Below are 26816 nucleotides of genomic sequence, written 5' to 3'. Positions count from 1 at the left end.
GCCGCCATGTTGCAAGTCGAAGTTTATCGTTACAACCCTGATACCGACTCTGCGCCTAAAACTCAGGTGTTCCAGGTCGATACCGGTGGCAAGGATCTGATGGTGCTGGACGTATTGGCACTGATCAAGGAACAGGACGAAGGTTTCTCGTATCGTCGCTCCTGCCGCGAGGGCGTTTGCGGCTCCGACGGCATGAACATCAACGGCAAGAACGGCCTGGCGTGCATTACGCCGCTGTCGTCGGTGGTCAAGGGCAACAAGCTGGTGATTCGCCCGCTGCCTGGCCTGCCAGTCATTCGTGACCTGGTCGTCGATATGAGCATCTTCTACAAGCAGTACGAGAAGGTGAAGCCTTACCTGCAGAACGACACGCCGGCTCCGGCCATCGAGCGTCTGCAGTCGCCAGAAGAGCGTGAGAAGCTGGACGGTCTGTACGAGTGCATCCTGTGCGCTTGCTGCTCGACTTCCTGCCCTTCGTTCTGGTGGAACCCAGACAAGTTCCTCGGTCCAGCTGCACTGCTGCAAGCCTATCGTTTCCTGGCTGACAGCCGTGACACCAAGACCCAAGAGCGCCTGGCGTCCCTGGATGACCCGTTCAGCGTGTTCCGTTGCCGTGGAATCATGAACTGCGTAAACGTTTGCCCGAAAGGTCTGAACCCGACCAAGGCAATCGGTCACGTACGTAACATGCTGCTGCAAAGCGGTACCTGATTTTAAAATGTTGTACCCGTAGTACGCCGAGGTGCGGGCCATTGCCCGCACCAAGGTGAAACCCGAGCGAAGGCCCAAAAAGCCCTAGCTTTTACCTATGAAGATATGAGACCAGCAGGGGCTTCCGGGCTGGTACCCGGAAAATCTGTAGGATCCTCGGTGGCTTGGTTCGGTCGCTGTACTCGGACTTTTCCAGGCTTTCTGTGGCTCTTGCCGATCTGTCCCCTAACCGAGGGTGACCAAGCATGCAAGAAAGCGTGATGCAGCGCATGTGGGATAGCGCCCACCTTTCAGGTGGTAACGCTGCATATGTGGAAGAGCTCTACGAACTCTACCTGCACGACCCTAACGCTGTGCCAGAAGAGTGGCGCACTTACTTTCAGAAGTTGCCCGCCGAAGGCAGCACTGCTACCGATGTATCGCACTCTACAATCCGCGACCATTTCGTTCTGCTGGCAAAGAACCAGCGCCGCGCTCAACCGGTTTCTGCCGGCAGCGTGAGCAGCGAGCACGAGAAGAAGCAGGTTGAAGTACTGCGACTGATCCAAGCCTACCGTATGCGCGGCCACCAAGCTGCCAAGCTCGACCCCCTGGGGTTGTGGCAGCGCCCTGCGCCTGTAGACTTGTCGATCAATCATTACGGCTTGACCAATGCCGATCTTGATACGACTTTCCGTGCCGGCGACCTGTTTATCGGCAAAGAGGAAGCGAGCCTACGCGAAATCTTCGACGCTTTGCAGCAGACATATTGCCGCACCATTGGCGCCGAGTTCACTCACATCGTCGACTCCGAGCAGCGCAGCTGGTTCCAGCAGCGTCTGGAGAGCGTACGTGGTCGCCCAGCTTTTTCTGCAGACGTTCAGAGCCACCTGCTCGAGCGCGTCACTGCAGCTGAAGGTCTGGAAAAATACCTGGGCACCAAGTACCCAGGCACCAAGCGTTTCGGCCTGGAAGGCGGCGAGAGCCTGATTCCGATGCTGGACGAGCTGATCCAGCGCTCCGGTTCCTATGGCACCAAGGAAGTCGTGATCGGCATGGCCCACCGTGGCCGCTTGAACGTTCTGGTCAACACCTTCGGTAAAAACCCGCGCGACCTGTTCGACGAGTTCGAAGGCAAGAAGAAGGTCGAACTGGGTTCCGGTGACGTGAAGTATCACCAGGGCTTCTCCTCCAACGTAATGACCGCCGGCGGTGAAGTTCACCTGGCCATGGCGTTCAACCCATCCCACCTGGAAATCGTCTCGCCAGTAGTGGAAGGTTCGGTACGCGCCCGTCAGGATCGCCGTAACGACAGCGTTGGTGACAAGGTTCTGCCAATTTCCATCCACGGTGACGCGGCATTCGCCGGTCAGGGCGTGGTCATGGAAACCTTCCAGATGTCGCAGACCCGCGGTTTCAAAACCGGCGGTACTGTTCACATCGTGATCAACAACCAAGTTGGTTTCACCATCAGCAACCCGCTGGACTCGCGTTCCACCGAGTACTGCACCGACGTCGCCAAGATGATTCAGGCGCCGATTCTGCACGTTAACGGTGACGATCCGGAAGCGGTCCTGTTCGTGACTCAGCTGGCTGTCGACTACCGTATGCAGTTCAAGCGTGACGTGGTCATCGACCTGGTCTGCTACCGCCGCCGTGGTCACAACGAAGCTGACGAACCAAACGGCACTCAGCCGCTGATGTACCAGCAGATCGCCAAGCAACGCACGACGCGCGAACTGTATGCCGAGAGCCTGATTCAGGCCGGTCGTCTGGACGTCGAGCGCGTACAGGCCAAGGTTGACGAGTACCGCAATGCGCTGGATAACGGCCTGCATGTGGTCAAGAGCCTGGTCAAAGAGCCGAACAAGGAACTGTTCGTTGACTGGCGTCCGTACCTGGGCCATGCCTGGACTGCGCGTCACGACACTCGCTTTGACTTGAAGACCCTGCAGGAGCTGTCGGCCAAGTTGCTGGACCTGCCGGAAGGCTTTGTGGTTCAGCGTCAGGTTTCGAAGATCTACGAAGACCGTCAGAAGATGCAGGCCGGTGGCTTGCCAATCAACTGGGGCTACGCCGAAACCATGGCCTACGCGACCTTGCTGTTCGAAGGTCACCCAGTGCGTATCACTGGTCAGGACGTTGGTCGCGGCACCTTCTCGCACCGCCATGCGGCGCTGCACAACCAGAAGGACGCCAGCACCTATCTGCCACTGCAGAACCTGTATGCCGGTCAGCCGAAGTTTGACCTGTACGACTCCTTCCTCTCGGAAGAAGCGGTACTGGCCTTCGAATACGGTTACTCGACCACCACGCCTAACGCGCTGGTGATCTGGGAAGCCCAGTTCGGTGACTTCGCCAACGGTGCCCAGGTCGTTGTCGACCAGTTCATCACCAGCGGTGAGCACAAGTGGGGCCGTCTGTGCGGTCTGACCATGCTGCTGCCTCACGGTTATGAAGGGCAGGGGCCTGAGCACTCCTCGGCACGTCTGGAGCGTTACCTGCAGCTGTGCGCCGAGCACAACGTTCAGGTTTGCGTACCGACCACCCCGGCTCAGATCTACCACCTGCTGCGTCGCCAGGTCATTCGTCCGCTGCGTAAGCCGCTGATCGTCCTGACGCCGAAGTCGCTGCTGCGCCACAAACTGGCCATCTCGACGCTGGAAGAACTGGCCGAAGGCTCGTTCCAGACTGTAATCCCGGAAATCGATACCCTCGATCCGAAAAAGGTTACCCGCCTGGTTCTGTGCAGCGGCAAGGTCTACTACGATCTGCTGGAAAAACGTCGTGCCGAAGGTCGTGAAGACATCGCCATCGTGCGTATCGAGCAACTGTATCCGTTCCCTGAGGACGATCTGGTCGAAATCCTCGCGCCTTACACCAACCTGAAGGATGTGGTGTGGTGCCAGGAGGAGCCGATGAACCAGGGCGCTTGGTACAGCAGCCAGCACCACATGCGTCGCATCCTGACCCGTCACAACAAGGACCTGGTCCTTGAGTACGCTGGTCGTGACGCATCGGCAGCACCTGCCTGTGGTTACGCTTCGATGCACGCCGAGCAGCAGGAAAAACTGCTGCAAGATGCTTTCACTGTTTAATGCCACCGCGCACAAGAAACCGAATTTAAGGAACAATTGATAATGGCTATCGAGATCAAAGCCCCTACTTTCCCGGAATCGGTTGCCGATGGCACCGTAGCCACCTGGCACAAGAAACCGGGCGACGCCGTCAAGCGTGACGAGTTGATCGTTGACATCGAGACCGACAAGGTCGTTCTGGAAGTGCTGGCCACTGCCGACGGCGTGCTGGGCGCGATCGTCAAGAACGAAGGCGACACCGTTCTGTCCGACGAAGTACTGGGTTCCATCACTGAAGGTGCTGCTGCCGCTGCTGCTCCGGCCGCTGCTGCCGCGCCTGCCCAGGCCGCTGCTGCTGTTGAAGCCGGTGAAGAAGACCCGATTGCTGCGCCTGCCGCACGCAAGCTGGCCGAAGAAAACGGCATCGACCTGGCCAGCGTTGCTGGTACTGGCAAAGGTGGTCGCGTTACCAAGGAAGACGTTGTTGCTGCCGTTGCTGCCAAGAAAGCCGCTCCGGCCGCTGCTCCAGCTGCCAAGGCTGCTGCCCCAGCCGCTGCCGTACCGGTCATGGCCACTGGTGACCGCACCGAGAAGCGCGTACCGATGACCCGCCTGCGTGCCAAGGTTGCCGAGCGTCTGGTTGAAGCTCAGTCCAACATGGCGATGCTGACCACCTTCAACGAAGTCGACATGACCGAAGTCATGGCACTGCGTTCGAAGTACAAGGACCTGTTCGAGAAGTCCCACAACGGCGTTCGCCTGGGCTTCATGTCGTTCTTCGTCAAGGCTGCTACCGAAGCGCTGAAGCGTTTCCCTGCGGTCAACGCCTCGATCGACGGTAGCGATATCGTTTACCACGGCTACGCCGACATCGGTGTTGCCGTTTCCAGCGACCGTGGTCTGGTGGTACCGGTTCTGCGTAACGCCGAACTGATGAGCCTGGCTGAAATCGAAGGCGGCATCGCCACGTTCGGCAAGAAAGCCCGTGACGGTAAGCTGTCGATCGAAGAAATGACCGGCGGTACCTTCACGATCACCAACGGTGGTACATTCGGTTCGATGATGTCGACCCCGATCGTTAACCCGCCACAGGCGGCGATTCTGGGCATGCACAACATCATTCAGCGCCCAATGGCAATCAACGGTCAGGTCGTGATCCGTCCGATGATGTACCTGGCGCTGTCCTACGATCACCGTTTGATCGACGGTAAAGAAGCCGTGACCTTCCTGGTGACTATCAAGAACCTGCTGGAAGATCCGGCTCGTCTGCTGCTCGATATCTAAAAACAGCTGCACGTTGCAAGGGGCCAGCTTCCTTACGGAAGCGGGCCTTCTTGCAGCCTGAAGCTTGTGGCTTGTAGCTAAAAGGAATCCTTTATGACCCAGAAATTCGACGTAGTAGTTATCGGTGCGGGCCCTGGCGGCTATGTAGCCGCCATCAAGGCCGCACAACTTGGTCTGAAGACTGCCTGTATCGAGAAGTACACCGACGGCGAAGGCAAGCTGGCCCTGGGCGGTACCTGCCTCAACGTTGGCTGCATTCCTTCCAAGGCGCTGCTGGACAGCTCCTGGAAATACCACGAAGCCAAGGACGCATTCGGCGTTCACGGTATCACCACTGGTGAAGTGAAGATGGACGTTCCTGCGATGGTTGGCCGCAAGGCGAACATCGTCAAGAACCTGACCGGCGGCGTTGCTACCCTGTTCAAGGCTAACGGCGTTACTTCGATCCAGGGCCACGGCAAACTGCTGGCTGGCAAGAAAGTCGAAGTCACCAAGGCTGACGGCACCGTTGAAGTCATCGAAGCCGAGAACGTGATCCTGGCTTCCGGCTCGCGTCCGATCGACATTCCACCGGCTCCGGTTGATCAGAAAGTCATCGTCGACTCCACTGGCGCCCTGGAATTCCAGGCAGTGCCTAAGCGTCTGGGTGTTATCGGTGCTGGCGTTATCGGTCTGGAACTGGGCTCTGTCTGGTCGCGTCTGGGCGCTCAGGTTACCGTTCTGGAAGCGCTGGACACCTTCCTGATGGCTGCTGACACCGCCGTCTCCAAGGAAGCCCTGAAGACCCTGACCAAGCAAGGTCTGGACGTCAAGCTGGGTGCGCGTGTGACTGGCTCCAAGGTCAACGGCGAAGAAGTCGAAGTGACCTACACCGACGCCAACGGCGAACAGAAAATCACCTTCGACAAGCTGATCGTTGCGGTCGGCCGTCGTCCAGTGACCACTGACCTGCTGGCAGCTGACAGCGGCGTGACCATCGACGAGCGTGGTTTCATCTTCGTCGACGACTACTGCGCTACCAGCGTACCGGGCGTCTACGCCATTGGTGACGTGGTTCGCGGCATGATGCTGGCGCACAAGGCGTCGGAAGAGGGCATCATGGTTGTCGAGCGCATCAAGGGTCACAAGGCCCAGATGAACTATGACCTGATCCCTTCGGTTATCTACACCCACCCGGAAATCGCGTGGGTCGGCAAGACCGAACAAGCCTTGAAGGCTGAAGGCGTTGAGGTTAACGTGGGCACCTTCCCGTTCGCGGCCAGTGGTCGTGCGATGGCTGCCAACGATACCGGTGGTTTCGTCAAGGTTATTGCCGACGCCAAGACCGATCGCGTACTGGGTGTACATGTGATTGGCCCAAGCGCCGCCGAACTGGTGCAGCAGGGTGCAATCGCGATGGAATTCGGCACCAGCGCCGAAGACCTGGGCATGATGGTTTTCTCCCATCCGACCCTGTCCGAAGCGCTGCATGAAGCCGCGCTGGCTGTGAATGGCGGTGCCATTCACGTAGCGAACCGTAAAAAGCGTTAAATAATAAGAAACCACGGCGGACGGCCCGTCGTGAGTCTTGCTTGCATGACTCACCGCGGAAAGTTCGCCGGACTCGAGTCTGGTGAGGCAACTTTCCAGGCAAGCAGTCACAGGTGGCGCGGCACCCGAAAGGGCGCAGCGCCGAAGCGCAGTACCTAACGAAGACGGTAAAAAGAATGAATCTTCACGAGTATCAGGGTAAGCAGCTGTTCGCTGAATACGGCCTGCCAGTTTCCAAGGGTTTCGCAGTCGATACCCCTGAAGCTGCAGCAGAAGCTTGCGAAAAGATCGGCGGTACCGAATGGGTTGTAAAAGCCCAGGTTCACGCTGGCGGTCGCGGTAAAGCGGGTGGCGTTAAGCTGGTTCGCAGCAAAGAAGACGCAAAAGCGTTCGCTGCACAATGGTTGGGCAAGCGTCTGGTGACCTACCAGACTGACGCCAACGGTCAACCAGTCACCAAGATCCTGGTCGAATCCTGCACTGACATCGCCAAGGAACTGTACCTGGGCGCTGTAGTCGATCGTTCGAGCCGTCGCATCGTGTTCATGGCGTCCACCGAAGGTGGCGTGGACATCGAGAAAATTGCTCACGATACCCCTGAAAAAATCCTCAAGGCTACTATCGATCCACTGGTTGGCGCTCAGCCATTCCAGGGTCGTGAACTGGCGTTCCAGCTGGGTCTGGAAGGCAAGCAGGTTGCTCAGTTCGCCAAGATTTTCACCGGTCTGGCCAAGCTGTTCAAAGACCATGACCTGGCACTGCTGGAAGTGAACCCGCTGGTGATCAAGGCCGACGGCGATCTGCATTGCCTCGATGCCAAGATCAACATCGACGCCAACGCCATGTACCGTCAGCCTAAGCTGAAGACCTTCCACGACCCGTCGCAAGACGACGCGCGTGAAGCCCATGCTGCCCAGTTCGAACTGAACTACGTGGCACTGGAAGGTAACATCGGCTGCATGGTCAACGGTGCTGGCCTGGCCATGGGTACCATGGACATCGTCAACCTGCACGGCGGCAAGCCAGCCAACTTCCTCGACGTAGGTGGCGGCGCAACCAAAGAGCGCGTAACCGAAGCGTTCAAGATCATCCTGTCCGACAGCAATGTCGCTGCAGTATTGGTCAACATCTTCGGCGGTATCGTTCGTTGCGACATGATTGCCGAAGGCATCATCGGCGCAGTGAAAGAAGTCGGCGTCAAAGTGCCGGTCGTTGTTCGTCTGGAAGGCAACAACGCCGAACTGGGCGCTAAAGTACTGGCAGAAAGCGGTTTGAACATCATCGCGGCAACCAGCCTGACCGACGCTGCTCAACAAGTTGTCAAAGCTGCGGAGGGCAAGTAATGAGCGTCCTGATCAATAAAGATACCAAAGTCATCTGCCAGGGCTTCACTGGCTCGCAGGGTACTTTCCACTCCGAACAAGCCATCGCCTACGGCACCAAGATGGTCGGCGGTGTGACCCCAGGCAAGGGTGGTACTACCCACCTGAACCTGCCGGTGTTCAACACCGTCAAGGAAGCCGTTGCTGCCACTGGCGCCGACGCTTCGGTCATCTACGTTCCAGCGCCTTTCTGCAAGGACTCGATCCTGGAAGCGGCGTTCGGCGGTATCAAGCTGATCGTCTGCATCACCGAAGGCATTCCAACCCTGGACATGCTGGACGCGAAGGTCAAGTGTGACGAGCTGGGTGTTACCCTGATCGGCCCTAACTGCCCAGGCGTTATCACACCGGGCGAGTGCAAGATCGGCATCATGCCAGGTCACATTCACTTGCCAGGCAAAGTCGGTATCGTTTCCCGTTCCGGCACCCTGACCTATGAAGCCGTCAAGCAGACTACTGACGCCGGTTTCGGTCAGTCCACCTGCGTTGGTATCGGTGGTGACCCGATCCCAGGCTCCAACTTCATCGACATCCTGAAACTGTTCCAGGAAGACCCGAAGACCGAAGCGATCGTCATGATCGGTGAGATCGGCGGTTCCGCTGAAGAAGAAGCTGCTGCCTACATCAAGGCTCACGTGACCAAGCCAGTGGTTTCCTACATTGCTGGTGTGACTGCTCCTCCGGGCAAGCGCATGGGCCATGCTGGTGCAATCATCTCCGGCGGTAAAGGCACTGCAGACGAGAAATTCGCTGCCCTGCAAGACGCTGGCGTGAAAACTGTCCGTTCGTTGGCGGACATCGGCAAGGCCCTGGCCGAACTGACCGGTTGGGCTGTCAAGTAAGCTTCGGCTGACTGACTGCTTCAACCACAAAGGCCACCTTCGGGTGGCCTTTGTGCGTTCTGGGTGATGCGCTAGCGGCGGGGGGTATCAATCCCGGCATTTCCAGACGACCTGCACATTCGCACATCGGACAGGCGCCCCTGCAGCCGTGCGTTTCCGGCGTAAATTCGTTAACCTATGCACTCATTTTGTGCCCGCTCCTCAAAAGGGAACGACACGCTAAACGGGTCTGGCTAATCCGGTCAGACAGCATTTCCCTCACCCAAGGGGAAATCCCTCTCTAAATCCCGATTTCAGTAGTGTGGTATTTCCTTAATGAAAGTGTTGAAAGGCCAGGACATCCTGGCGCTTGGCTTTATGACGTTCGCGTTGTTCGTCGGAGCTGGCAATATTATTTTCCCGCCTATCGTTGGTTTGCAGTCCGGCCCTCATGTCTGGATGGCAGCGCTGGGTTTCCTGGTTACCGCGGTTGGTTTGCCGGTGATCACCGTGGTTGCACTGGCCAAGGTTGGCGGCGGTATGGACGCCCTGAGCAGCCCGATCGGCAAGGTCGCAGGTGGTCTGTTGGCGGCGGTCTGCTACCTGGCTGTTGGCCCGCTGTTCGCGACCCCGCGTACGGCTACCGTATCGTTTGAAGTGGGTATCGCGCCATTGGTGGGTGAAAACCCGGTTGCGCTGTTCCTGTATAGCCTGGTGTATTTCCTGGTCGTGCTGGCTGTGTCGATGTACCCCGGCAAATTGCTGGACACCGTAGGCCGCTTTCTTGCGCCGCTGAAGATTATCGCCCTGGCAGCGCTTGGCATCGCGGCATTCATGCTGCCTGCCGGCACGATTGGCGAGGCTCAACCCGCTTATGTGGCCGCACCGTTTTCCCAGGGTTTCATCAATGGTTACCTGACCATGGATACCCTGGGTGCGTTGGTGTTCGGTATCGTCATCGTCAACGCCATCCGCTCGCGGGGTGTCGAGTCGCCGCAGCTGATTACCCGTTACGCCATTATCGCCGGCCTGATTGCCGGCGTTGGCCTGGCGCTGGTGTATGTCAGCCTGTTCCGTCTTGGCGCAGGCAGCCACGACATCGCCATGGGGGCCACCAACGGCGCCGCCGTACTGCATGCCTATGTGCAGCATACGTTCGGCTCGCTCGGTAGCACGTTCCTGGCCGTTTTGATTGCGCTGGCCTGTCTGGTGACTGCGGTTGGCCTGACGTGCGCATGTGCTGAGTACTTCAGCCAGGTGCTGCCTCTGTCCTATCGTACCCTGGTGGTCATTCTGGCAGTGTTCTCGCTGGTGGTGTCGAACCTGGGGCTGACCAAGTTGATCCTGTTCTCGATTCCGTTGCTGACGGCCATCTACCCGCCGTGCATCGTGCTGGTCGGCCTGAGCTTCTGCAAAGAGCTGTGGCATTCGTCGGCGCGTATTCTGGCACCTGTGATGCTGGTCTCGCTGCTGTTTGGCCTGGTCGATGCCATCAAGGGCACGTCGCTGGCAAGCTGGTTGCCTGAGTCACTGGCGAACCTGCCGCTGAGCGAGCAGGGTCTGGCCTGGTTGGTACCGAGTGTGGCGACCCTGGTCGTGGCGGTGGTCTTTGACCGCCTGCTCGGCAAGCCGCGCGAAGCCCTGGCCTGAGCCGATAGCGTTCGCCCAAGGTTGACGCCGGCCACAAGCCATCGTGCGTCAGCTTAGGCAGATGCCCAACCCCACATCCGATAAAGATGTGGGGTTTTTCGTTTACGGGGTGTGACGTGTCTTTTTTTGTGATAAAGCGTCGAAAGGCCATCGACGCACTTTACTGTGCGCGAAACCTCTTGATCAGGACCGTCCATGAGCTTCATTCAAAGCAATCTGATTAATCTGCTGGCTGTTTGCTGGTTCGTTGTCTGCTGGGGTGGCTACACCCGTTATGCCACCTGGAAAGGCCGTGACACGGCGTGCCTGGCCAGTGTTCTGCACCTGTACCGCGAAGATTGGATGCGCCGCATGTTGTTGCGCGACAACCGGATTGCCGATGCCAGTGTGATCGGTAACCTGGAGCGTAACGCCTCGTTTTTCGCTTCCAGTACGCTGATTATCCTCGCTGGCATCCTGACGGTGCTCGGTGCATCGGACCGGGCGCTGTCGTTGCTGGCTGATTTGCCGTTGGTGCAGCAAGCGTCGCAGAGCATGTCCGAGATCAAGTTGCTGTGCCTGGCAATGGTCTTTATCTATGCCTTCTTTACCTTCAGTTGGTGCATGCGCCAGTACAACTTTGCGGCCGTATTGGTGGGGTCTGCGCCGATGATTGGCGAGCGCCATGTCAGTGAGCAGGAACGTAAAGCGTTTGCCTCGCGTGCGGCACGGGTTGTTTCCCTGGCGGCCAACCAGTTCAACTTCGGGTTGCGCTCTTACTACTTTGGCCTGGCCTTACTCAGTTGGTTCATCAACCCCTGGTTATTCATGGCGACGAGTGCAGGTGTTGTGTTGGTACTTTACCGTCGGGAATTCCATTCCGATGTGCTCGAAGTTATGGTGTTTACCCCGACAGAAGCACCCATGCCTGAGGTCAATAAGGAACCTCTGGTTTGAACCGCTAGTGTGTTGTGCATTGTTATTGATGTTCAGGTCGACGTTACATGGGTTTTGACAGGCACAGGTTTTGAAAGGCATAAAAAAACCCGACAGTGTCGGGTTTTTTTTGCCGGGCGGCTGCTTAGTTAGCAGGCTTGGCTGGCGTTGCTTCTGGTGCTGGGGCAGCAGGCGCAGCAGCTTCAGCTTGGTCTTTGGCAGCTTCGACGGTTTCTTTAGCAGCATCGACAGTTTCTTTCGCCGCTTCGTTCACTTTATTCTGAGCTTCTTCGACTTTCTGTGCAGCTTGCTCAGCAGTCTTAGGTGCTTCTGGTGCTTTGGTTTCTGCAGCTTTGTCACAAGCAGCCAGACCCAGGGTAGCGGCCAGCATCAGGGCATAAGCAAAAGGTTTACGCATGGGGTGTTTCTCCTGGTGGAATACAGTTACTTGAACCCTTTGAGTTCAAGGCTGAGGAATAAGTTCCGCATACGATACAGATATATAACTGTTGGATCCATATAGACTTTTTTCTAGGCTTGTGCATCGGCGCAGATAACGACGGGGCTGAAGAAGATGAGTGAGACACCATTAATGGCGCAGGCTCAGCGCTTTCTTTCTGCACTGCGTCATTGTCAGTTACTGGACATGCGTGTCGAGCGTGCCGATGCTGACGGTATGACACTGGTTCTGCCCTACGCACAGAAAATTGTCGGTAATCCACAGACCGGTGCGATTCATGGCGGCGCCTTGACCACCCTGATGGATACCACCTGCGGCATGGCCACGCTGTGCGTGTTGCCGGTGTTCGAGGTGTGCCCGACCCTTGATCTGCGTATTGACTACATGCATCCCTCGGAAGCGGGGAAGGATATCTACGGCTACGCACAGTGCTATCGCGTCACCCGGGACGTGATCTTCACCCGAGGCATGGCGTACCAGGATGATCCGCAGCGACCGATTGCGCAGGTGGTGGGTACCTTTATGCGCTTGGGTAAAGGCGTCAAGGGCGGGCAGGGGTTCGCCAGTCAACTCAAGGACGGTCTACTGTGATTCCGCGTGAGGTTCATCAGCAACTGCGCGCGGCCCATGCCGAGGGCAACTATGCGCCACTTCTGGATCTGATCCCCTATGCTGCGTTGATCGGTATCGAGTGCAGCCGTCAGGGCGAAGACCTGTTGTTCCGTCTGCCTGCCAACCCCGACAACATCGGCAATCCCTTGTTGCCCGCCATTCATGGGGGCGTGATTGCCGGGTTCATGGAGCTATCGGCCGCCCTCTATCTGCTGATTTTCAGTGAAAGCGCGGCCATACCCAAAATCATCGACTTCTCGGTCGACTACCTCCGGGCCGGGTACTTCCGTGATACCTATGCCCAGTGTCAGCTCTGGCGTCAGGGGCGACGAGTGACCAATGTCGCGATTACCGCCTGGCAGGGCAGTCAGGCCGAACCCATCGCCACTGCTCGCGCGCATTTCAAGATCGAAGAATTATTGCCGCCCTTGAAATAGTGCGCAGTGCCCCCATCTGTTGTTCATCCCGCTGCAACGGCTAGGTGAGCGTGCCTATCGCACTTGCCTGGTCAGTGGCCACTGTCAATAGATTGGAGTTTTGAAGACCATGAGTGTGGAAACTCAAAAAGAAACCCTGGGCTTCCAGACCGAGGTGAAGCAGCTGTTGCACCTCATGATCCATTCGCTGTATTCGAACAAGGAAATTTTCCTTCGCGAATTGATTTCCAACGCCTCCGATGCAGTGGACAAGCTACGTTTCGAAGCCCTGTCCAAGCCTGAGCTGCTTGAAGGCGGCGCCGAGCTGAAAATCCGTGTGAGCTTCGACAAGGAAGCAGGTACCGTTACCCTAGAGGACAACGGTATTGGCATGAGCCGCGAGGATGTGATCACGCACCTGGGCACCATTGCCAAGTCTGGCACCGCCGATTTCATGAAAAACCTCACCGGTGACCAGAAGAAAGATTCGCACCTGATCGGTCAGTTCGGTGTGGGCTTCTACTCCGCATTCATCGTCGCCGACAAGGTTGATGTGTTCAGCCGTCGTGCCGGTCTGTCCGCTGCCGAGGGTGTTCACTGGTCCTCCAAAGGTGAAGGCGAATTCGAAGTCGCCACTGTCGAAAAGGCCGAGCGTGGTACCCGTATCGTCCTGCACCTGAAAAAGGACGAGACCGAGTTCGCCGATGGCTGGCGCCTGCGCAACGTCATCAAGAAGTACTCCGACCATATCCCCTTGCCGATCGAGCTGCCCAAGCAGGTCGAGGTTGCCGAAGGTGAGGAGAAGCCGGCCGAAGCATGGGAAACCGTCAACCGCGCCAGCGCCCTGTGGACCCGTCCGCGTACTGAAATCAAGGACGAGGAGTACCAGGAGTTCTACAAGCACATCGGTCACGACTTTGAAAACCCGCTGGCCTGGAGCCACAACAAGGTCGAGGGCAAGCTTGAGTACAATTCGCTGCTGTACGTACCGGCCCGTGCGCCGTTCGATCTGTACCAGCGTGAAGCACCGCGTGGCCTGAAGCTGTATGTGCAGCGTGTGTTCATCATGGACCAGGCGGAGTCGTTCCTGCCGTTGTACCTGCGCTTCATCAAGGGCGTGGTCGATTCCAATGACCTGTCGCTGAACGTGTCGCGTGAAATCCTGCAGAAAGACCCGATCATCGACTCGATGAAGTCGGCATTGACCAAGCGCGTTCTGGATATGCTGGAGAAGCTGGCGAAGAACGAGCCTGAGCAGTACAAAGGCTTCTGGAAGAATTTCGGTCAGGTCATGAAAGAAGGCCCGGCTGAAGACTTCGCCAACAAGGAAAAAATCGCCGGTCTCCTGCGTTTCGCTTCCACCCAGGACGACAGTGGCGAGCAAAGCGTTTCCCTGGCCGACTACCTGGCACGCGCCAAGGAAGGTCAGGACAAGATTTACTTCCTCACCGGTGAGTCGTACGCGCAGGTCAAGAACAGCCCGCACCTGGAGGTCTTCCGCAAGAAAGGCATCGAAGTGCTGCTGCTGACCGATCGTATTGACGAGTGGCTGATGAGCTACCTCAGTGATTTCGACGGCAAGCAGTTTGTCGATGTTGCGCGCGGTGACCTGGATCTGGGCAAGCTGGACTCCGAAGAGGACAAGAAGGCTCAGGAAGAAATCGCCAAGGAAAAAGAAGGCCTGGTCGAGCGCCTGAAAGGTGCGCTGGGCGATGCTGTCAGCGAAGTACGGGTTTCCCATCGTTTGACCGACTCGCCAGCCATCCTGGCTATCGGTGAGCAGGACCTGGGCCTGCAGATGCGTCAGATCCTCGAGGCCAGTGGTCAGAAGGTTCCGGACTCCAAGCCGATCTTCGAGTTCAACCCTAGCCATCCGCTGATCGAAAAACTGGACAACGAGCAGAGCGAAGACCGTTTCGCCGACTTCTCGCATATCCTCTTCGATCAGGCTGCACTGGCCGCGGGTGATAGCTTGAAGGACCCGGCGGCGTATGTACGCCGTTTGAACAAGCTGTTGGTTGAGCTGTCGGCTTAATCCGATGTAAGAGAAAACCCGCTTCGGCGGGTTTTTTCATGGGCGTCCTATGCAATTTCGGAGGTCGTGATGAACGCAGTCGTTATCGAATCGCTGGTGTATCAGCTTGATGGCAAACCCTATGAGAGCCGTTTGCTGTACGCGCCAGGTAGTGGCGCACAACCGGGGTTGATAATGGCCCCGAACTGGATGGGTGTCGGGGCTGGCGCTGAAGCTATTGCCCGTGCAGTTGCGGCGCGCGGTTATGTGGTGTTGATTGCTGACCTGTACGGGCAGGCGGTACGCCCCGGCAATGCCGAGCAGGCCGGTGCGGCGATGATGCCGCTGAAGAATGACCGGCTCGAACTGCGCAAGCGTATGCAGGCGGCGCTGGCGCAGTTGCGTGAACAGACGCGCGCTGCGCTGCTGCCTGGGCAGTTGGCGGCGTTCGGCTTTTGTTTCGGCGGTTGCTGTGCGTTGGAATTGGCCCGTGATGGCGCTCCACTGAAGGCGGCGATTTCCTTCCATGGCACACTGGACACTCCGCGCCCGGCTGATGCAGCCAACATCAAGGGCGCGGTGCTGGTCTTGCATGGCGCGGACGATCCGTTGGTGCCCAGGGAGCAGTTGCCGGCATTCGAGGCTGAAATGAATGCGGCAAAGGTCGACTGGCAGTTGCTCAGCTATGGTGGAGCGGTGCACTCGTTCACCGATCCGGCAGCGAATACCCCAGGCATGATGATGTATGACGCCAGGACCGCCACGCGGGCGTTCCAGGCCATGCATAACCTGCTCGACGAGGTGTTCCAGGCGTAAGCGCTGGAAATGCGCCAGGCAACAGTCTGCTGCTTGGCGCGCGCTTTACGGCAGCGCAATGCGCTCGTGCTCTCCGGGTACGGTCGGCCAGTCGCCGGCTGCCCAGCGTGCTCGGGCCTGCTCGATCAGCGCCGGGTCGCTGGCAACGAAGTTCCAGTTCATCCGTCTCGGCCCATCCAGCGGTGCGCCGCCAATCAGCACCAGATGGCATTCGCCTTCGGCGCACAGCGTCATTTCCTCGCCTTCCGGCAGAACCAGCAGGCTGCAGGGCTCTATCGGTTCGCCATTCAGGCTCGCTTCGCCTTCAAGCAGGTATACCGCACGTTGCTCATGTTCCGTCGGGAGAAACAGTGTGGTCGCCGCCTGCATGCGCACATCGGCATAGAGGGTGGGCGAGAGCACCGGAACCGGAGACTCCAGGCAAAAGCCTTTGCCGGCGATCAGGCGGATGCTGACCCCCAGGGTGTCATGCGTTGGCAGGCTGGCGGCGGTGTAGTGGCTGTAATGCGCTGGGCCCTGTTCGGCATGTTTCGGTGAGGCCAGCCAGACTTGCAGGCCGTGCAGGCGTGAGCCGCTGGCGAGCAGGTCCGCAGGCGTACGCTCGATATGGGCTACGGCGCTGCCTGCCGTCATCCAGCTGACCTCGCCAGGTTTGACCCGTTGCTCTGAGCCAAGGCTGTCCTTGTGCAGGATCTCGCCTTCAAACAGGTATGTGAGGGTGGACAGGCCGATGTGCGGGTGTTGGCGGATGTTCATGCCGCTGCCAGGGGCGTAGTCGGTCTTGAGCATATGGTCGAAAAACACGAACGGCCCGACGCTGCGGCACCTGGCCGATGGCAGTGGGCGCAAGATGGGCTGGCCTTCGACGTCTTCGGCCTTGGGGCGAATGATAAGGGGAGTGCTCACGGTGTACTCCATGGCTGTCGGATAGCCTAGGCAGCATAGCGTGTCTGCAGGCGTGTCCGTTGGCAGCGTTAAAGCGGATGCAACATGGCTATCGGGGTAGCAGAAACAAAAACGCCCCGAACCAGTCGGGGCGTTTTGCGTAAGGTGTTAAGCCTTACTTGCCTTGCCAGCGCTTGAGCACCAGGGTGGCGTTGGTGCCACCAAAGCCGAAGCTGTTGCTCATGACGGTGTCGATCTTGGCGTTTTCGCGGGTTTCGCGCAGGATCGGCATGTCGGCCACTTCTGGGTCCAGCTCCTCGATGTTGGCGGAACCGGCCATGAAATTGCCTTCCATCATCAGCATGCAGTAGATCGCTTCGTGAACGCCTGCGGCGCCCAGGGAGTGACCCGACAGGCTCTTGGTCGAACTGATGGCAGGTGCCTTGTCGCCGAAGACTGCACGAACGCCCTTGATTTCTGCGACGTCGCCGACAGGTGTCGAGGTGCCGTGGGTGTTCAGGTAGTCGATCGGGGTGTCGACAGTGGACAGTGCCTGCTGCATGCAGCGAATGGCGCCTTCACCACTAGGCGCAACCATGTCGTAACCGTCGGAGGTCGCGCCGTAGCCAACGATTTCCGCGTAGATTTTTGCGCCACGGGCCAGAGCGTGTTCCAGCTCTTCGACCACGACCATGCCGCCACCACCGGCGATGACGAAACCGTCACGCTTGGCGTCGTAGGCACGGGAGGCTTTCTCCGGGGTTTCGTTGTACTGGCTGGACAGGGCGCCCATGGCGTCGAACAGGAACGACTGGCTCCAGTGTTCTTCTTCACCACCACCGGCGAAGACGACGTCCTGCTTGCCCATCTGGATCTGCTCCATGGCAGCGCCGATGCAGTGTGCGCTGGTAGCGCAGGCCGACGCGATGGAGTAGTTCAGACCCTTGATCTTGAATGGTGTCGCCAGGCACGCAGAAACGGTGCTGCTCATGGTACGGGTTACGCGGTACGGGCCAACACGCTTGACGCCTTTTTCGCGCAGGATGTCCAGTGCTTCCATCTGGTTCAGGGTCGAGGCGCCGCCGGAGCCCGCGATCAGGCCGGTACGCGGGTTCGAGACTTGGTCTTCGGACAGGCCGGAGTCCTTGATCGCGTCCTGCATCGCCAGGTAGGCGTAGGCAGCGGCGTGGCCGACGAAGCGGTAAACCTTGCGGTCGATCAGTTCTTCGAGGTTGAGGTCAATGGAGCCGGAAACCTGGCTGCGCAGCCCCATTTCCTTGTATTCCGGGTTGAAACGAATGCCCGGGCGGCTTGCACGCAGGTTGGCGGAGACGGTCTCTTTGTCATTGCCCAGGCACGAAACGATGCCCAGACCAGTGATAACGACGCGGCGCATGCGAATAACCCTTAGAAATTGTCAGTGGAGGTGAATACGCCGACCCGAAGGCCTTCGGCGGTGTAAATCTCGCGGCCATCGACTGCCACCGAACCATCGGCAATGGCCATGTTCAGCTTGCCCTTCAGGACGCGCTTGATGTGGATGTTGTAGGTGACTTTCTTGGCGGTCGGCAGTACCTGGCCAAAGAACTTGACCTCACCCGAACCCAGGGCGCGGCCGCGACCTGGCAGGCCTTGCCAGCCCAGGAAGAAGCCAACCAGTTGCCACATGGCGTCAAGGCCCAGGCAGCCAGGCATCACCGGGTCACCTTCAAAGTGGCAGGCGAAGAACCACAGGTCCGGGGTGATATCCAGCTCGGCGACCAATTCACCTTTGCCGTACTTGCCACCCTCTTCGCTGATATGGGTGATGCGATCCACCATCAGCATGTTCGGGGCGGGCAGTTGCGCGTTACCTGGGCCGAACAGCTCACCGCGACTGCAGCGCAGCAGGTCTTCCCGAGTAAAGGCGTTTTGTTTGGTCATGCGAGCTCCTCAATAATCCGGTGCGGCAGGGGCGAATCTTCCCGGCCGACCCAAGGCGTTTGGGCCTGGGGCGGCAGCCTACACATAGACTATTGCGTTGTAGTGAAAGTCACAGCACAGGGACGAAGATGTACACTTGTGCACTGAAATTTTTTTTCAAGACCTCAATCGGCCTTGATTCAGTCTCTAAGACTGCCGCAATTTAGCATTTATCGCCAGTCGCCGCTGCGTCAGCGGGTAACCAACGTTGCAGAATTTGCTGTAAATCTGTGCGTTTGAAGGGTTTGGTCAGGTAATCGTTCATTCCGGCGGCCAGGCAACGTTCGCGATCACCCAGCAGCGCATTGGCGGTCAAGGCAATGATCGGCAAGGCTTTGTCCTTGGGTTGCTGGCGAATTCGACGGGTGGCTTCGTAGCCATCGATCACCGGTAGACGGCAATCCATCAGCACGGCGGCAAAGCTCTGGCGAGCGATCTGGGTCACGGCCTGAGCACCGTCGACGGCCACGCACACTTCATAGCCCAGGCTGCGCAGCATGGCTTCGATGACCGTCTGGTTGACCGGGTTGTCCTCCACCAGCAGGATTCGCCGGCCCTGGCCGTTGTCCTCATCGACCTGCACGCTGGGTGACAGTGTGGGTTGCGGTTTTACCGCGAGGGTCAAGGGAATCTCAAGGGTGAAGGTTGAGCCCTGGCCTTCGCGGCTTTCGGCGCGCAGGTTGCCGCCCATGCGCTCTGCCAGGGTTCGGGCAATCGACAGCCCCAGGCCCGTACCGCCATAACGCCGGGAAATCGAGCTGTCCGCCTGCTGGAAGGCGACGAACATCATTTCCAGGTGTTGGCTGTCGATGCCGATACCAGTGTCACGTACTGCGCAACTGAACCAGATCAGTTGGCGGTCGAGCACTTGCCAGCGCGGTTCGATTTGCACCGTGCCACGTTCAGTGAACTTCAAGGCATTGCCAATCAGGTTGACCAGTACCTGGCGGATGCGCGTCGGGTCGCCGACCACCTGCAATTGCTCGATGCCGGGTGGCATGCGCAGTTGCAGCTCCAGGTCGCGCTGCTGGGCCGTGTGCAGGAACGCCTGGGTGCAACTGCCAATCAGTTCGGCCAGGTTGAAGGTAATGTGTTCAAGTTCAAGCGTAGTGCTCTCGATCCGCGAGAAATCAAGAATGTCGTTGATGACCTTGAGCAAATGGCCGGTTGACTCCGTGGCCACGGCCGCATAGTCGGCCTGTTCTTCGCTCAGTGGGGTGGTTTCCAGTAACTGCAGCATGCCCAGCACGCCGTTCATCGGTGTGCGCAGCTCATGGCTCATCATTGCCAGGAAGTCCGATTTGGCCTTGTTCGCCTGTTCGGCTTCTTCGCGGGCCTGAACCAGTTGCGCGATGGCCTGTTGCTGTTCGTGGCTGGCCTTGGCCATGGCGCTGGCCAGGTTGTTGATGTGCCGGGAGAGGTTGCCCAGTTCGGTGTCGTCCAGCACCGGCAATGGTGAGGTGAAGTCGCCTTGCTGGATCGCCTTGACGGCCTGGCTCATGTCGCTGATGGGTTTGGCCAGGCTGAGGGCCAGGCGGCGGGCCAGCAGGAAGGTGAAGATCAGGGCGAACAGGGCGAGTATCGCCGCCTTGATCACGATTTCCTGTTGCCGTTGGCTGAAGGCGTCGTTGGACATACCGACGATGACCCGGCCCAGGTAGTCGTCCCCTGGGGCCGAGGCAGGCAGGCTGCTGTTATGCAGGAAGTCGTTGTCCAAGGGGATCTGTTGCAAGCGTATTGGCGCCTGGAACACTTCAACCGGTTGTGTGGGTTTGTCGTTTTCGTCGGGTTGCTCGACATGCACCAGAATATGGTTGGCGCTGTCCTGAACCTCCAGAAAGCGCACGTGGGGGATGCTCAAGGTGGCCCGCATCAGGCTTTCGAGCACGTCCTCGTTACCCGCGATCACGCCGTACTCCGATGCGGGAGCCAACTGGTTGGCGATCAACTGGCCGGTGTGGTTGAGTTCCTGGCGCAAGTCCTGGATCCGCACGAAGGTAAAGAAACCGATCAGCAGCAAGGTCAGCAGCAGGGCGGGGCCAAGGCTGATCATCTGCGTGCGGGTATGAATGTCCCGGCTCAGGCGCAGGTTCATGGGGTGGGCTCTCCTTCGGCGACGACCTTGGTTGCCGCAGCCGGTTCAATCGGCTCAATCCCCAGGGCGCGGGCCACTTGAGGGTTGCCGATGACGCCAAAACGCTCAGGGTAGTGGGTGCGCGGCCATTTGGCCGGTGCCTGGTCGAGCAGGCGGTCCAGCACCCGCAGCCAGTCGTGCTTGTTGCTGAAGGTGCTGGCCAGGCCGCCGGCCTTGACGAACCCGGCCGTGGGGCCGATCAGGGGCATCTGTCGGGCGTAGCTGCTGAGCAGCAGGTTCTTGACGGTACGCGGGTTGTACAGGCCTGGATCGTCCAGGCCGAGCACGACGTCACTGCCCTGCAGCAGCGCTTGTAAGGGGCGATTGTCGCGAGGATCCGGCCAGGCTTGGGCGTTGATGTGCAGGCCCAACTGCTGTGCGCTCTGGTTCAGCTCATCGAGCAGGAAACGGCTTTGCTCGCTATAGAGCACGCCGACCCGTCGAGCGTGTGGCAGCAGATAGCGAATCAGGCGCAGTTGGCGTGCAGGCGACGGGTCGCTCCACAGCAGGCTCAGGTAGTGTGGGGGCACACGCCCAAACCGTTGGTTGGCCTGCACTCGGCTGATGCGCATCACCAGTGCCGGTGGCCCGGCGGTTTCACCAAGGCGCCAGTCGAGGGCGGCGGCGTCGAGCAGAATCAGCCGGGTTGTCGGCTTTATGCGTCCCGGCGCAGGCAACTCGGCCACCGGCAGGAAACGTACCTGGTCAGCACTGCGTCGTTGTTCCAGTGAGTGGACAAAGGCGCGCACGCCCGGGCTTTCTGTCGCGGCCGTCAGCAGGATGTCGTGTGCCGCTGCCGTCAGCGGCCACAGCCAGGCCAGCAGCAGTGCGCCCAGAAGCCTGCGCATCAGCGTGCGGGCTCCGCGTCGACAGGGCGATCCTGAGCTGTTACCTGGTTGCCCAGAGGGCGTTTTTCAGGCAGGTGCTGACCGCTCACCGCGAGGGTCGGCAGCATAAGAGCGCATGAAGGAAGAGGGCCAAGTGACACGGCGCGGCCTTATTACGGATATAAATCGGGCATGTTAACCGAGTAGCCGGCATTTTCCAGTTGTCTGAGGACAACCCCGGCGATGATTCGCGTATCTGGCGCTGGCTCTGGCACTATCGCGCCGTATAATGCGGACGTCGCCACATTTTTGGCATTAACGGATTGAATATGACTGAACAGCAACCGGTTGCAGTTCTGGGTGGCGGTAGTTTCGGCACCGCGGTGGCGAATCTGCTGGCCGAAAATGGTGTCCGGGTACGCCAGTGGATGCGCGATCCCGAACAGGCCGAGGCCATGCGTTGCAATCGAGAGAATCCGCGTTACCTCAAGGGCATCAAACTTCACCCGGGGGTAGAGCCGGTTACCGACCTGTTGGCGACCCTGCAGGGGAGCGAGCTGATCTTTGTCGCGCTGCCTTCCAGTGCATTGCGCTCAGTGCTGGCCCCTCATGCCGGGCTGCTTAGCGGCAAGATGCTGGTCAGTCTGACCAAAGGTATCGAGGCCCAGAGCTTCAAGCTCATGAGCCAGATCCTCGAGGAAATAGCCCCGCAGGCGCGTATTGGCGTACTGTCCGGGCCGAACCTTGCGCGCGAAGTAGCCGAGCATGCGCTCACTGCGACGGTGGTTGCCAGCGAAGATGAAGCGCTCTGTCGCAGCGTTCAGGCCGTGCTCCATGGTCGAACCTTTCGTGTCTACGCCAGCAGCGACCGCTTCGGTGTCGAGCTGGGTGGGGCCTTGAAGAACGTCTATGCCATTATTGCCGGCATGGCTGTGGCCCTGGGTATGGGCGAGAACACCAAGAGCATGCTGATCACCCGGGCACTTGCGGAAATGACCCGCTTCGCCGTCAGCCAGGGCGCCAACCCGATGACCTTCCTTGGCCTTGCCGGGGTGGGGGATCTGATCGTCACCTGCTCCTCGCCCAAGAGCCGCAACTATCAGGTGGGGTACGCACTGGGCCAGGGCTTGAGCCTGGAGCAGGCAGTCAGCCAACTGGGCGAAGTGGCCGAGGGCGTCAATACCCTCAAGGTGCTCAAGGTCAAGGCCCAGGAGTTGCAGGTCTACATGCCGCTGGTGGCAGGGCTTCATGCGATCCTGTTCGAGGGGCGTACCCTCAATCAGGTCATCGAGTTGTTGATGCGGGGCGAGCCGAAGACTGATGTCGACTTCATTTCCACCAGCGGTTTCAACTGAACGACAGGAGCAGTAGATGAACGAATCCCCGAAACAGGCCCAGTGCGAATCGATCGGTCTGCGTATCCTTTGGATGCTGGTGTTCCTGATTGTGTGGCAATTGGCCGAGCTGCTGCTGGGTGGCCTGATACTGGTGCAGTTGGTCTATCGACTGATCTACGGTGCGCCAAGTGCCAGCCTGATGAGTTTTGGCGACAGCCTCAGCCAGTACCTTGCGCAAATCGGTCGTTTCGGCAGCTTCCACAGTGACCAGAAGCCGTGGCCATTTGCTGACTGGCCAAGCCCGCGTGCGCCGGAAGGTGAAGCACCTCACAGCGTACCTGCAGCTGCCCATCCGGTGCGTGATGAGGAGCCGAAGCTATGAAGCTCTGGGTGCTGCGTCATGGTGAGGCCGAGGCGCGGGCCCATAGCGATGCCGAACGCCGCTTGACCGCGCATGGTCGTGAGCAGGTGTTGCGCAGTGCCGCGCAGTTGCTCGGGCAGCCGCTGCAGGCTGTCCTGGCCAGCCCTTATGTGCGCGCGCAGCAGACAGCCCAGTTGGTCTGTGACGCGTTGTCCTTCGACAAGCCCTTGATCACCGTACCGTGGTTGACCCCAGAGAGCGAAGCCGACCAGGTGATCGCCGAGTTGGACAAGCTGGGCCTGGAGCATGTGCTGTTGGTCAGTCATCAGCCCTTGGTTGGCACGCTGGTGGGGATGCTTGAACAGGGGCATCGACGCGATCCGCAGCCGATGAGCACTGCCTCGCTCGCCGAGCTTGAAGGCGACTGGCCGTTGGCTGGGTTGATGACCTTGCGTAGCCTGAGCCATCCTTGAGCGTCGCTCAACCCAGAATAATAAAGGACTCGCCCATGAGCATCTGGTACACCCAGCCTGATATCGACCAGCTTAATCACCAGCAAAAGAACACCATTGGCGAGGTACTGGACATCCGCTTCGAGTCGTTCAGCGACGATTCGCTGACGGCCAGCATGGTGGTCGATCACCGTACCCGCCAACCGTTCGGTTTGCTTCATGGTGGTGCTTCTGTGGTGCTGGCCGAAACCGTCGGCTCCATGGCCAGCTATTTGTGTATCGATCCGCAGAAATTTTACTGCGTGGGCCTTGAAGTCAACGCCAACCACCTGCGTGGCTTGCGCAGTGGTCGGGTTACGGCAACGGCGCGGCCAGTGCATATCGGGCGCAGCACCCACGTCTGGGACATTCGATTGAGTGCCGAAGAGGGCAAGACCAGTTGCATTTCACGGCTGACGATAGCCGTCATCGCGCTGGGCGAGGCTGCCCCCAGCCGTTGAGAACACGGGTGATTCAGGCTGTTGCGCCGGTATCACCGTCCTATTGACCTGATTGCCGTCTCTGATGGCTTTTCCGGACATTGCCCCGCGCCGAGTCGGCGCGGACAATGACGCCATTACTCCTCTCGGACAGGCGGCCATGTCGCAGCAGATCTTCTTCGCTCATGCCAATGGTTTCCCCTCGGCCACCTACGGCAAGCTATTCGCTGCGCTGGCGCCGGACTATCAGGTCAGCCACCTGCCTCAGCATGCCCACGACCCGCGCTTCCCGGTCAACGATAACTGGCAGAGCCTGGTCGACGAGTTGATCCACCATCTGCAACAACAGCCTGCGCCGGTCTGGGGTGTCGGGCACTCCCTGGGCGGGGTTCTGCACCTGCATGCGGCAATGCGCTGCCCACAGTTCTACCGCGGCGTGGTGATGCTGGACTCACCGGTGCTGACGCGCGCTGATGAGTGGCTGATTCGCACGGCCAAGCGCTTTGGTTTTATTGATCGCCTTACCCCGGCCGGGCGTACGCTGGGCCGACGTGAGGCGTTTCCGGATCGAGAAACCGCACGGGCCTACTTCACAGGCAAGAGCCTGTTTCGCAACTTCGACCCCGACTGCCTCGACGCCTATGTGCAACATGGCCTGCAGGAGGCGGACGACGCGTTGCGCCTGCGCTTCGATCCGGCCACCGAAATCAGCATCTACCGTAGCTTGCCCCATATCAGCCCAGGGCAAGTCCGCCAGGTTTCGATCCCGCTGGCAATGGTGCGGGGCAGTCATAGCCGAGTGATCAAGCGTCATCATGCCTATGCGGTTCGTCGCATGCCGCGCGGCGAGTTTCACAGTGTGCCGGGCGGGCACATGTTTCCACTGGAGCGACCGACCGACACCGCCAGCCTGCTCAAGGGGCTGTTCGACCGCTGGCAGGAGCACAGCGTATGACCGGCCCAATCGAACAGGTGCGTCTGAACCTGGGGCATGTCGAGTTGGCGGCGCAGCTGTTTGGCCCGGCCGATGGACGCCCAGTGATTGCGTTGCATGGCTGGCTGGATAATGCCAACAGCTTTGCACGGCTGGCACCGAAGCTGACGGGGCTGCGTATCGTTGCGCTGGACCTGGCCGGGCATGGTTTGTCCGGCCACCGCCCGCCAGGGGCCAGCTATGCCTTGTGGGACTATGCCTTCGACGTGTTGAGGTTCGCCGAACATTTGGGCTGGGAGCGCTTTTCCCTGATGGGGCACTCCTTGGGGGCGATTGTCTCAGTGGTGCTGGCGGGGGCCGTGCCTGAACGGATCGCTCGTCTGGCCCTGATTGATGGCGTTGTCCCGCCGACCGCAGGGGTTGAAGACACTGCCGAGCGCATGGGCATGGCCCTGCAGGCGCAACTGCGCCACGGCAAGAAGCCCAAACCGGTGTATGCGGCACTGGAGCAGGCCGTTGAGGCGCGCATGAAGGGCGTGGTGGCGGTGAGTCGCGAAGCGGCAGGGCTGCTCGCCCAGCGAGGGTTGGAGGCCGTGCCTGGTGGTTTTACCTGGCGCAGCGACAGTCGCCTGACGTTACCTTCAGCGCTACGCTTGAGCGATGAGCAAGCGCAGAGCTTTGTGCGCCGCATCGCTTGCCCTGCACAATTGATCGTGGCCGCCGATGGTATGTTGGTGCGGCACACTGCCTTGCTTGAGCAGCTACCCTTTGAACAGAAACAACTGCCGGGTGGCCACCACCTGCACCTGAACGATGAAACGGGTGCTTCCCTTGTCGCAGACTGTTTCAATCGCTTCTTTGCCATTCCTTGACTTGTAGCAGGCAACTGTCGAGGCTTGGCGGGTTGAACAGGGAGACAACCATGACCACGTGTGACACTGCCTCATTTCGCGGCGCCCTTCAGGGCGTGGCGTGCCGATGAATACGATGACGAGCCTGAAATCTGCTGCTTCCGCTCTGGCCTTGCTCGTTGCCTGGCCGCTGGTTGCCGCCGAGCTGCCGGTGCCAACGGATGCCAAAGCCGTTGATCAACACGCGGCAACGGAACAGGAACGCGTCTACCCGCTGGGCGCCCTGCGCAAGATCAGCGGCCAATTGCGCATGGAGAACAAGATTGAAGGCCGTGGCCAACTCAGCTCGGTGACCTGGCAGTTGCCCGTCGAGCGGACCGCCAGCGAGGCGTTCACCCAGGCGCGAGAAGCCTTGCAGGCAGAGGGCGGCTATGCGCTGTTCTGGTGTGAGGCGCGTGACTGCGGTGAGAGCAACCTGTGGGCCAATGAGGTGTTCGGCAACGCGCGGCTCTATGGCTCCGACGAGCAGCAAGCCTTTGTGCTCCTGCGCCTGGCTGCGCCAGCACAGGATACCTTGATCGCCTTGTACGGCATCACACGTGGGAACAAGCGGGCCTACCTGCATGCCGAGCAGTTTGTTGCCAATGCGCCCCTGGCGGACGTTTTGCCAACCCCGGCAACGGTGCTACGTGAACTGCGCAGTACCGGCAAGCTGGACTATCCCGACCTTGAGGGGGAGCCGCCAGCAGACTGGGTTGTACTGCTTGGGCGAAGTTTCAACCTGGACAGCACCCTGCGTGTCACACTGGCTGGCGCCCAGGCTGAAGCCTGGCGCGAACAGTTGATCAAGACCGGTGTGCGCGCGGCGCGGCTGGAAGTTGGTCAGGGCAGCGCAAGCGGCCTGCACGTTGAATTGATTCGCTGATC

Annotated in this window: 25 protein-coding genes; 19 read left to right on the top strand and 6 right to left on the bottom strand. The window is 59.4% G+C overall.

What is annotated here, in order from left to right:
* Positions 1 to 6: 6 nt before the first annotated feature.
* The 8 genes from UIA24_RS17600 to UIA24_RS17565 all read left to right on the top strand — a co-directional run bounded on the left by UIA24_RS17600 (position 7) and on the right by UIA24_RS17565 (position 11370).
* On the top strand, positions 7 to 711 hold the full coding sequence (locus UIA24_RS17600; RefSeq protein WP_065759452.1) for a succinate dehydrogenase iron-sulfur subunit: 705 nt from the start codon (positions 7 to 9) through the stop codon (positions 709 to 711).
* 245 nt (positions 712 to 956) lie between these two features.
* Positions 957 to 3788, top strand: a complete 2832-nt coding sequence (locus UIA24_RS17595; protein WP_099774012.1) for a 2-oxoglutarate dehydrogenase E1 component — start codon at positions 957 to 959, stop codon at positions 3786 to 3788.
* Between the two features lie 42 nt (positions 3789 to 3830).
* Complete coding sequence (gene odhB, locus UIA24_RS17590; RefSeq protein ID WP_065759450.1) at positions 3831 to 5051, top strand: 2-oxoglutarate dehydrogenase complex dihydrolipoyllysine-residue succinyltransferase; 1221 nt, start codon at positions 3831 to 3833, stop codon at positions 5049 to 5051.
* 93 nt (positions 5052 to 5144) lie between these two features.
* Positions 5145 to 6581, top strand: coding sequence for a dihydrolipoyl dehydrogenase (lpdA, locus tag UIA24_RS17585; protein ID WP_065759449.1), 1437 nt, complete (start codon positions 5145 to 5147; stop codon positions 6579 to 6581).
* A 176-nt stretch (positions 6582 to 6757) separates the two neighbouring features.
* Entirely contained in the window at positions 6758 to 7924 is a 1167-nt protein-coding gene (gene sucC / locus UIA24_RS17580; RefSeq protein ID WP_065759448.1) for an ADP-forming succinate--CoA ligase subunit beta, read from the top strand.
* Positions 7924 to 8805, top strand: a complete 882-nt coding sequence (sucD, locus tag UIA24_RS17575; RefSeq protein ID WP_065759447.1) for a succinate--CoA ligase subunit alpha — start codon at positions 7924 to 7926, stop codon at positions 8803 to 8805. The genes sucC and sucD overlap by 1 nt, the downstream gene beginning before the upstream one ends.
* Before the next feature lie 315 nt (positions 8806 to 9120).
* On the top strand, positions 9121 to 10434 hold the full coding sequence (gene brnQ, locus UIA24_RS17570) for a branched-chain amino acid transport system II carrier protein (RefSeq protein ID WP_102053749.1): 1314 nt from the start codon (positions 9121 to 9123) through the stop codon (positions 10432 to 10434).
* Between the two features lie 195 nt (positions 10435 to 10629).
* Positions 10630 to 11370: a DUF599 domain-containing protein gene (locus UIA24_RS17565; protein ID WP_099774014.1), complete on the top strand. Its 741-nt coding sequence runs from the start codon at positions 10630 to 10632 to the stop codon at positions 11368 to 11370.
* Between the two features lie 124 nt (positions 11371 to 11494).
* On the opposite strand, the gene UIA24_RS17560 is transcribed toward UIA24_RS17565, so the two are convergent.
* Positions 11495 to 11767, bottom strand: coding sequence for a hypothetical protein (locus tag UIA24_RS17560; RefSeq protein ID WP_330523441.1), 273 nt, complete (start codon positions 11765 to 11767; stop codon positions 11495 to 11497).
* Positions 11768 to 11923: 156 nt separating this feature from the next.
* On the opposite strand from UIA24_RS17560, the gene UIA24_RS17555 reads away from it, so the two are divergent.
* The 4 genes from UIA24_RS17555 to UIA24_RS17540 all read left to right on the top strand — a co-directional run bounded on the left by UIA24_RS17555 (position 11924) and on the right by UIA24_RS17540 (position 15667).
* Positions 11924 to 12400: a PaaI family thioesterase gene (locus tag UIA24_RS17555; protein ID WP_099774016.1), complete on the top strand. Its 477-nt coding sequence runs from the start codon at positions 11924 to 11926 to the stop codon at positions 12398 to 12400.
* Entirely contained in the window at positions 12397 to 12858 is a 462-nt protein-coding gene (locus tag UIA24_RS17550) for a PaaI family thioesterase (protein WP_330523440.1), read from the top strand. The genes UIA24_RS17555 and UIA24_RS17550 overlap by 4 nt, the downstream gene beginning before the upstream one ends.
* A gap of 109 nt (positions 12859 to 12967) precedes the next feature.
* Positions 12968 to 14872: a molecular chaperone HtpG gene (gene htpG / locus UIA24_RS17545; protein WP_330523439.1), complete on the top strand. Its 1905-nt coding sequence runs from the start codon at positions 12968 to 12970 to the stop codon at positions 14870 to 14872.
* A gap of 69 nt (positions 14873 to 14941) precedes the next feature.
* Positions 14942 to 15667 (top strand): dienelactone hydrolase family protein, encoded by a 726-nt coding sequence (locus UIA24_RS17540; protein WP_099774018.1) that lies wholly within the window; start codon positions 14942 to 14944, stop codon positions 15665 to 15667.
* A 45-nt stretch (positions 15668 to 15712) separates the two neighbouring features.
* Here the strand turns inward: UIA24_RS17540 and UIA24_RS17535 are convergent, their stop codons facing one another.
* The 5 genes from UIA24_RS17535 to UIA24_RS17515 form a co-directional block, all read right to left on the bottom strand.
* Positions 15713 to 16573: a pirin family protein gene (locus UIA24_RS17535; RefSeq protein ID WP_330523438.1), complete on the bottom strand. Its 861-nt coding sequence runs from the start codon at positions 16571 to 16573 to the stop codon at positions 15713 to 15715.
* Positions 16574 to 16727: 154 nt separating this feature from the next.
* Positions 16728 to 17948 (bottom strand): beta-ketoacyl-ACP synthase I, encoded by a 1221-nt coding sequence (gene fabB / locus UIA24_RS17530; protein WP_102052598.1) that lies wholly within the window; start codon positions 17946 to 17948, stop codon positions 16728 to 16730.
* An 11-nt stretch (positions 17949 to 17959) separates the two neighbouring features.
* On the bottom strand, positions 17960 to 18475 hold the full coding sequence (fabA, locus tag UIA24_RS17525; RefSeq protein ID WP_065759437.1) for a 3-hydroxyacyl-[acyl-carrier-protein] dehydratase FabA: 516 nt from the start codon (positions 18473 to 18475) through the stop codon (positions 17960 to 17962).
* A gap of 202 nt (positions 18476 to 18677) precedes the next feature.
* Positions 18678 to 20609: an ATP-binding protein gene (locus UIA24_RS17520; RefSeq protein WP_330523437.1), complete on the bottom strand. Its 1932-nt coding sequence runs from the start codon at positions 20607 to 20609 to the stop codon at positions 18678 to 18680.
* The gene (locus UIA24_RS17515; RefSeq protein WP_330523436.1) at positions 20606 to 21496 is read right to left on the bottom strand and encodes an ABC transporter substrate-binding protein; all 891 of its coding nucleotides are present in this window, start codon (positions 21494 to 21496) and stop codon (positions 20606 to 20608) included. The genes UIA24_RS17520 and UIA24_RS17515 overlap by 4 nt, the downstream gene beginning before the upstream one ends.
* 308 nt (positions 21497 to 21804) lie before the next feature.
* On the opposite strand from UIA24_RS17515, the gene UIA24_RS17510 reads away from it, so the two are divergent.
* The 7 genes from UIA24_RS17510 to UIA24_RS17480 all read left to right on the top strand — a co-directional run bounded on the left by UIA24_RS17510 (position 21805) and on the right by UIA24_RS17480 (position 26814).
* Complete coding sequence (locus tag UIA24_RS17510; protein WP_099774022.1) at positions 21805 to 22830, top strand: NAD(P)H-dependent glycerol-3-phosphate dehydrogenase; 1026 nt, start codon at positions 21805 to 21807, stop codon at positions 22828 to 22830.
* A 16-nt stretch (positions 22831 to 22846) separates the two neighbouring features.
* Positions 22847 to 23194 carry a DUF4389 domain-containing protein gene (locus tag UIA24_RS17505; protein WP_102052595.1) on the top strand — a complete coding sequence of 116 codons (348 nt, stop codon included), beginning with the start codon at positions 22847 to 22849 and terminating at the stop codon, positions 23192 to 23194.
* Positions 23191 to 23646 carry a phosphohistidine phosphatase SixA gene (gene sixA, locus UIA24_RS17500; RefSeq protein ID WP_330523435.1) on the top strand — a complete coding sequence of 152 codons (456 nt, stop codon included), beginning with the start codon at positions 23191 to 23193 and terminating at the stop codon, positions 23644 to 23646. Before UIA24_RS17505 ends, sixA begins: the two co-directional genes overlap by 4 nt.
* Before the next feature lie 35 nt (positions 23647 to 23681).
* Positions 23682 to 24125 carry a hotdog fold thioesterase gene (locus UIA24_RS17495; RefSeq protein ID WP_099774024.1) on the top strand — a complete coding sequence of 148 codons (444 nt, stop codon included), beginning with the start codon at positions 23682 to 23684 and terminating at the stop codon, positions 24123 to 24125.
* A 139-nt stretch (positions 24126 to 24264) separates the two neighbouring features.
* Positions 24265 to 25059 carry an alpha/beta fold hydrolase gene (locus UIA24_RS17490; RefSeq protein WP_099774025.1) on the top strand — a complete coding sequence of 265 codons (795 nt, stop codon included), beginning with the start codon at positions 24265 to 24267 and terminating at the stop codon, positions 25057 to 25059.
* Positions 25056 to 25910: an alpha/beta hydrolase gene (locus UIA24_RS17485; RefSeq protein ID WP_330523434.1), complete on the top strand. Its 855-nt coding sequence runs from the start codon at positions 25056 to 25058 to the stop codon at positions 25908 to 25910. The genes UIA24_RS17490 and UIA24_RS17485 overlap by 4 nt, the downstream gene beginning before the upstream one ends.
* Before the next feature lie 115 nt (positions 25911 to 26025).
* Positions 26026 to 26814, top strand: a complete 789-nt coding sequence (locus UIA24_RS17480) for a DUF4892 domain-containing protein (protein WP_442963046.1) — start codon at positions 26026 to 26028, stop codon at positions 26812 to 26814.
* The last annotated feature ends 2 nt before the right edge of the window (positions 26815 to 26816 follow it).

Source organism: Pseudomonas sp. AL 58 (assembly GCF_036348395.1).
In the GTDB taxonomy this organism is placed as follows: domain Bacteria; phylum Pseudomonadota; class Gammaproteobacteria; order Pseudomonadales; family Pseudomonadaceae; genus Aquipseudomonas; species Aquipseudomonas defluvii.
Note: the sequence above shows the minus strand (reverse complement) of the source record. Positions and strands in the feature narration are given on the sequence as shown.

What these genes read in the sequence shown, in the direction of transcription:
- UIA24_RS17595 (WP_099774012.1), top strand. Translation starts at nt 957, where the DNA reads ATGCAAGAAAGCGTGATGCAGCGCATGTGGGATAGCGCCCACCTTTCA.
- odhB (WP_065759450.1), top strand. Translation starts at nt 3,831, where the DNA reads ATGGCTATCGAGATCAAAGCCCCTACTTTCCCGGAATCGGTTGCCGAT.
- lpdA (WP_065759449.1), top strand. Translation starts at nt 5,145, where the DNA reads ATGACCCAGAAATTCGACGTAGTAGTTATCGGTGCGGGCCCTGGCGGC.
- fabA (WP_065759437.1), bottom strand. Translation starts at nt 18,475, where the DNA reads ATGACCAAACAAAACGCCTTTACTCGGGAAGACCTGCTGCGCTGCAGT.
- sucD (WP_065759447.1), top strand. Translation starts at nt 7,924, where the DNA reads ATGAGCGTCCTGATCAATAAAGATACCAAAGTCATCTGCCAGGGCTTC.
- UIA24_RS17480 (WP_442963046.1), top strand. Translation starts at nt 26,026, where the DNA reads ATGACGAGCCTGAAATCTGCTGCTTCCGCTCTGGCCTTGCTCGTTGCC.
- UIA24_RS17540 (WP_099774018.1), top strand. Translation starts at nt 14,942, where the DNA reads ATGAACGCAGTCGTTATCGAATCGCTGGTGTATCAGCTTGATGGCAAA.
- sixA (WP_330523435.1), top strand. Translation starts at nt 23,191, where the DNA reads ATGAAGCTCTGGGTGCTGCGTCATGGTGAGGCCGAGGCGCGGGCCCAT.
- UIA24_RS17495 (WP_099774024.1), top strand. Translation starts at nt 23,682, where the DNA reads ATGAGCATCTGGTACACCCAGCCTGATATCGACCAGCTTAATCACCAG.
- UIA24_RS17510 (WP_099774022.1), top strand. Translation starts at nt 21,805, where the DNA reads ATGACTGAACAGCAACCGGTTGCAGTTCTGGGTGGCGGTAGTTTCGGC.
- UIA24_RS17520 (WP_330523437.1), bottom strand. Translation starts at nt 20,609, where the DNA reads ATGAACCTGCGCCTGAGCCGGGACATTCATACCCGCACGCAGATGATC.
- brnQ (WP_102053749.1), top strand. Translation starts at nt 9,121, where the DNA reads ATGAAAGTGTTGAAAGGCCAGGACATCCTGGCGCTTGGCTTTATGACG.
- sucC (WP_065759448.1), top strand. Translation starts at nt 6,758, where the DNA reads ATGAATCTTCACGAGTATCAGGGTAAGCAGCTGTTCGCTGAATACGGC.
- UIA24_RS17560 (WP_330523441.1), bottom strand. Translation starts at nt 11,767, where the DNA reads ATGCGTAAACCTTTTGCTTATGCCCTGATGCTGGCCGCTACCCTGGGT.
- UIA24_RS17485 (WP_330523434.1), top strand. Translation starts at nt 25,056, where the DNA reads ATGACCGGCCCAATCGAACAGGTGCGTCTGAACCTGGGGCATGTCGAG.
- UIA24_RS17515 (WP_330523436.1), bottom strand. Translation starts at nt 21,496, where the DNA reads ATGCGCAGGCTTCTGGGCGCACTGCTGCTGGCCTGGCTGTGGCCGCTG.
- htpG (WP_330523439.1), top strand. Translation starts at nt 12,968, where the DNA reads ATGAGTGTGGAAACTCAAAAAGAAACCCTGGGCTTCCAGACCGAGGTG.
- UIA24_RS17490 (WP_099774025.1), top strand. Translation starts at nt 24,265, where the DNA reads ATGTCGCAGCAGATCTTCTTCGCTCATGCCAATGGTTTCCCCTCGGCC.
- UIA24_RS17555 (WP_099774016.1), top strand. Translation starts at nt 11,924, where the DNA reads ATGAGTGAGACACCATTAATGGCGCAGGCTCAGCGCTTTCTTTCTGCA.
- UIA24_RS17600 (WP_065759452.1), top strand. Translation starts at nt 7, where the DNA reads ATGTTGCAAGTCGAAGTTTATCGTTACAACCCTGATACCGACTCTGCG.
- fabB (WP_102052598.1), bottom strand. Translation starts at nt 17,948, where the DNA reads ATGCGCCGCGTCGTTATCACTGGTCTGGGCATCGTTTCGTGCCTGGGC.
- UIA24_RS17565 (WP_099774014.1), top strand. Translation starts at nt 10,630, where the DNA reads ATGAGCTTCATTCAAAGCAATCTGATTAATCTGCTGGCTGTTTGCTGG.
- UIA24_RS17505 (WP_102052595.1), top strand. Translation starts at nt 22,847, where the DNA reads ATGAACGAATCCCCGAAACAGGCCCAGTGCGAATCGATCGGTCTGCGT.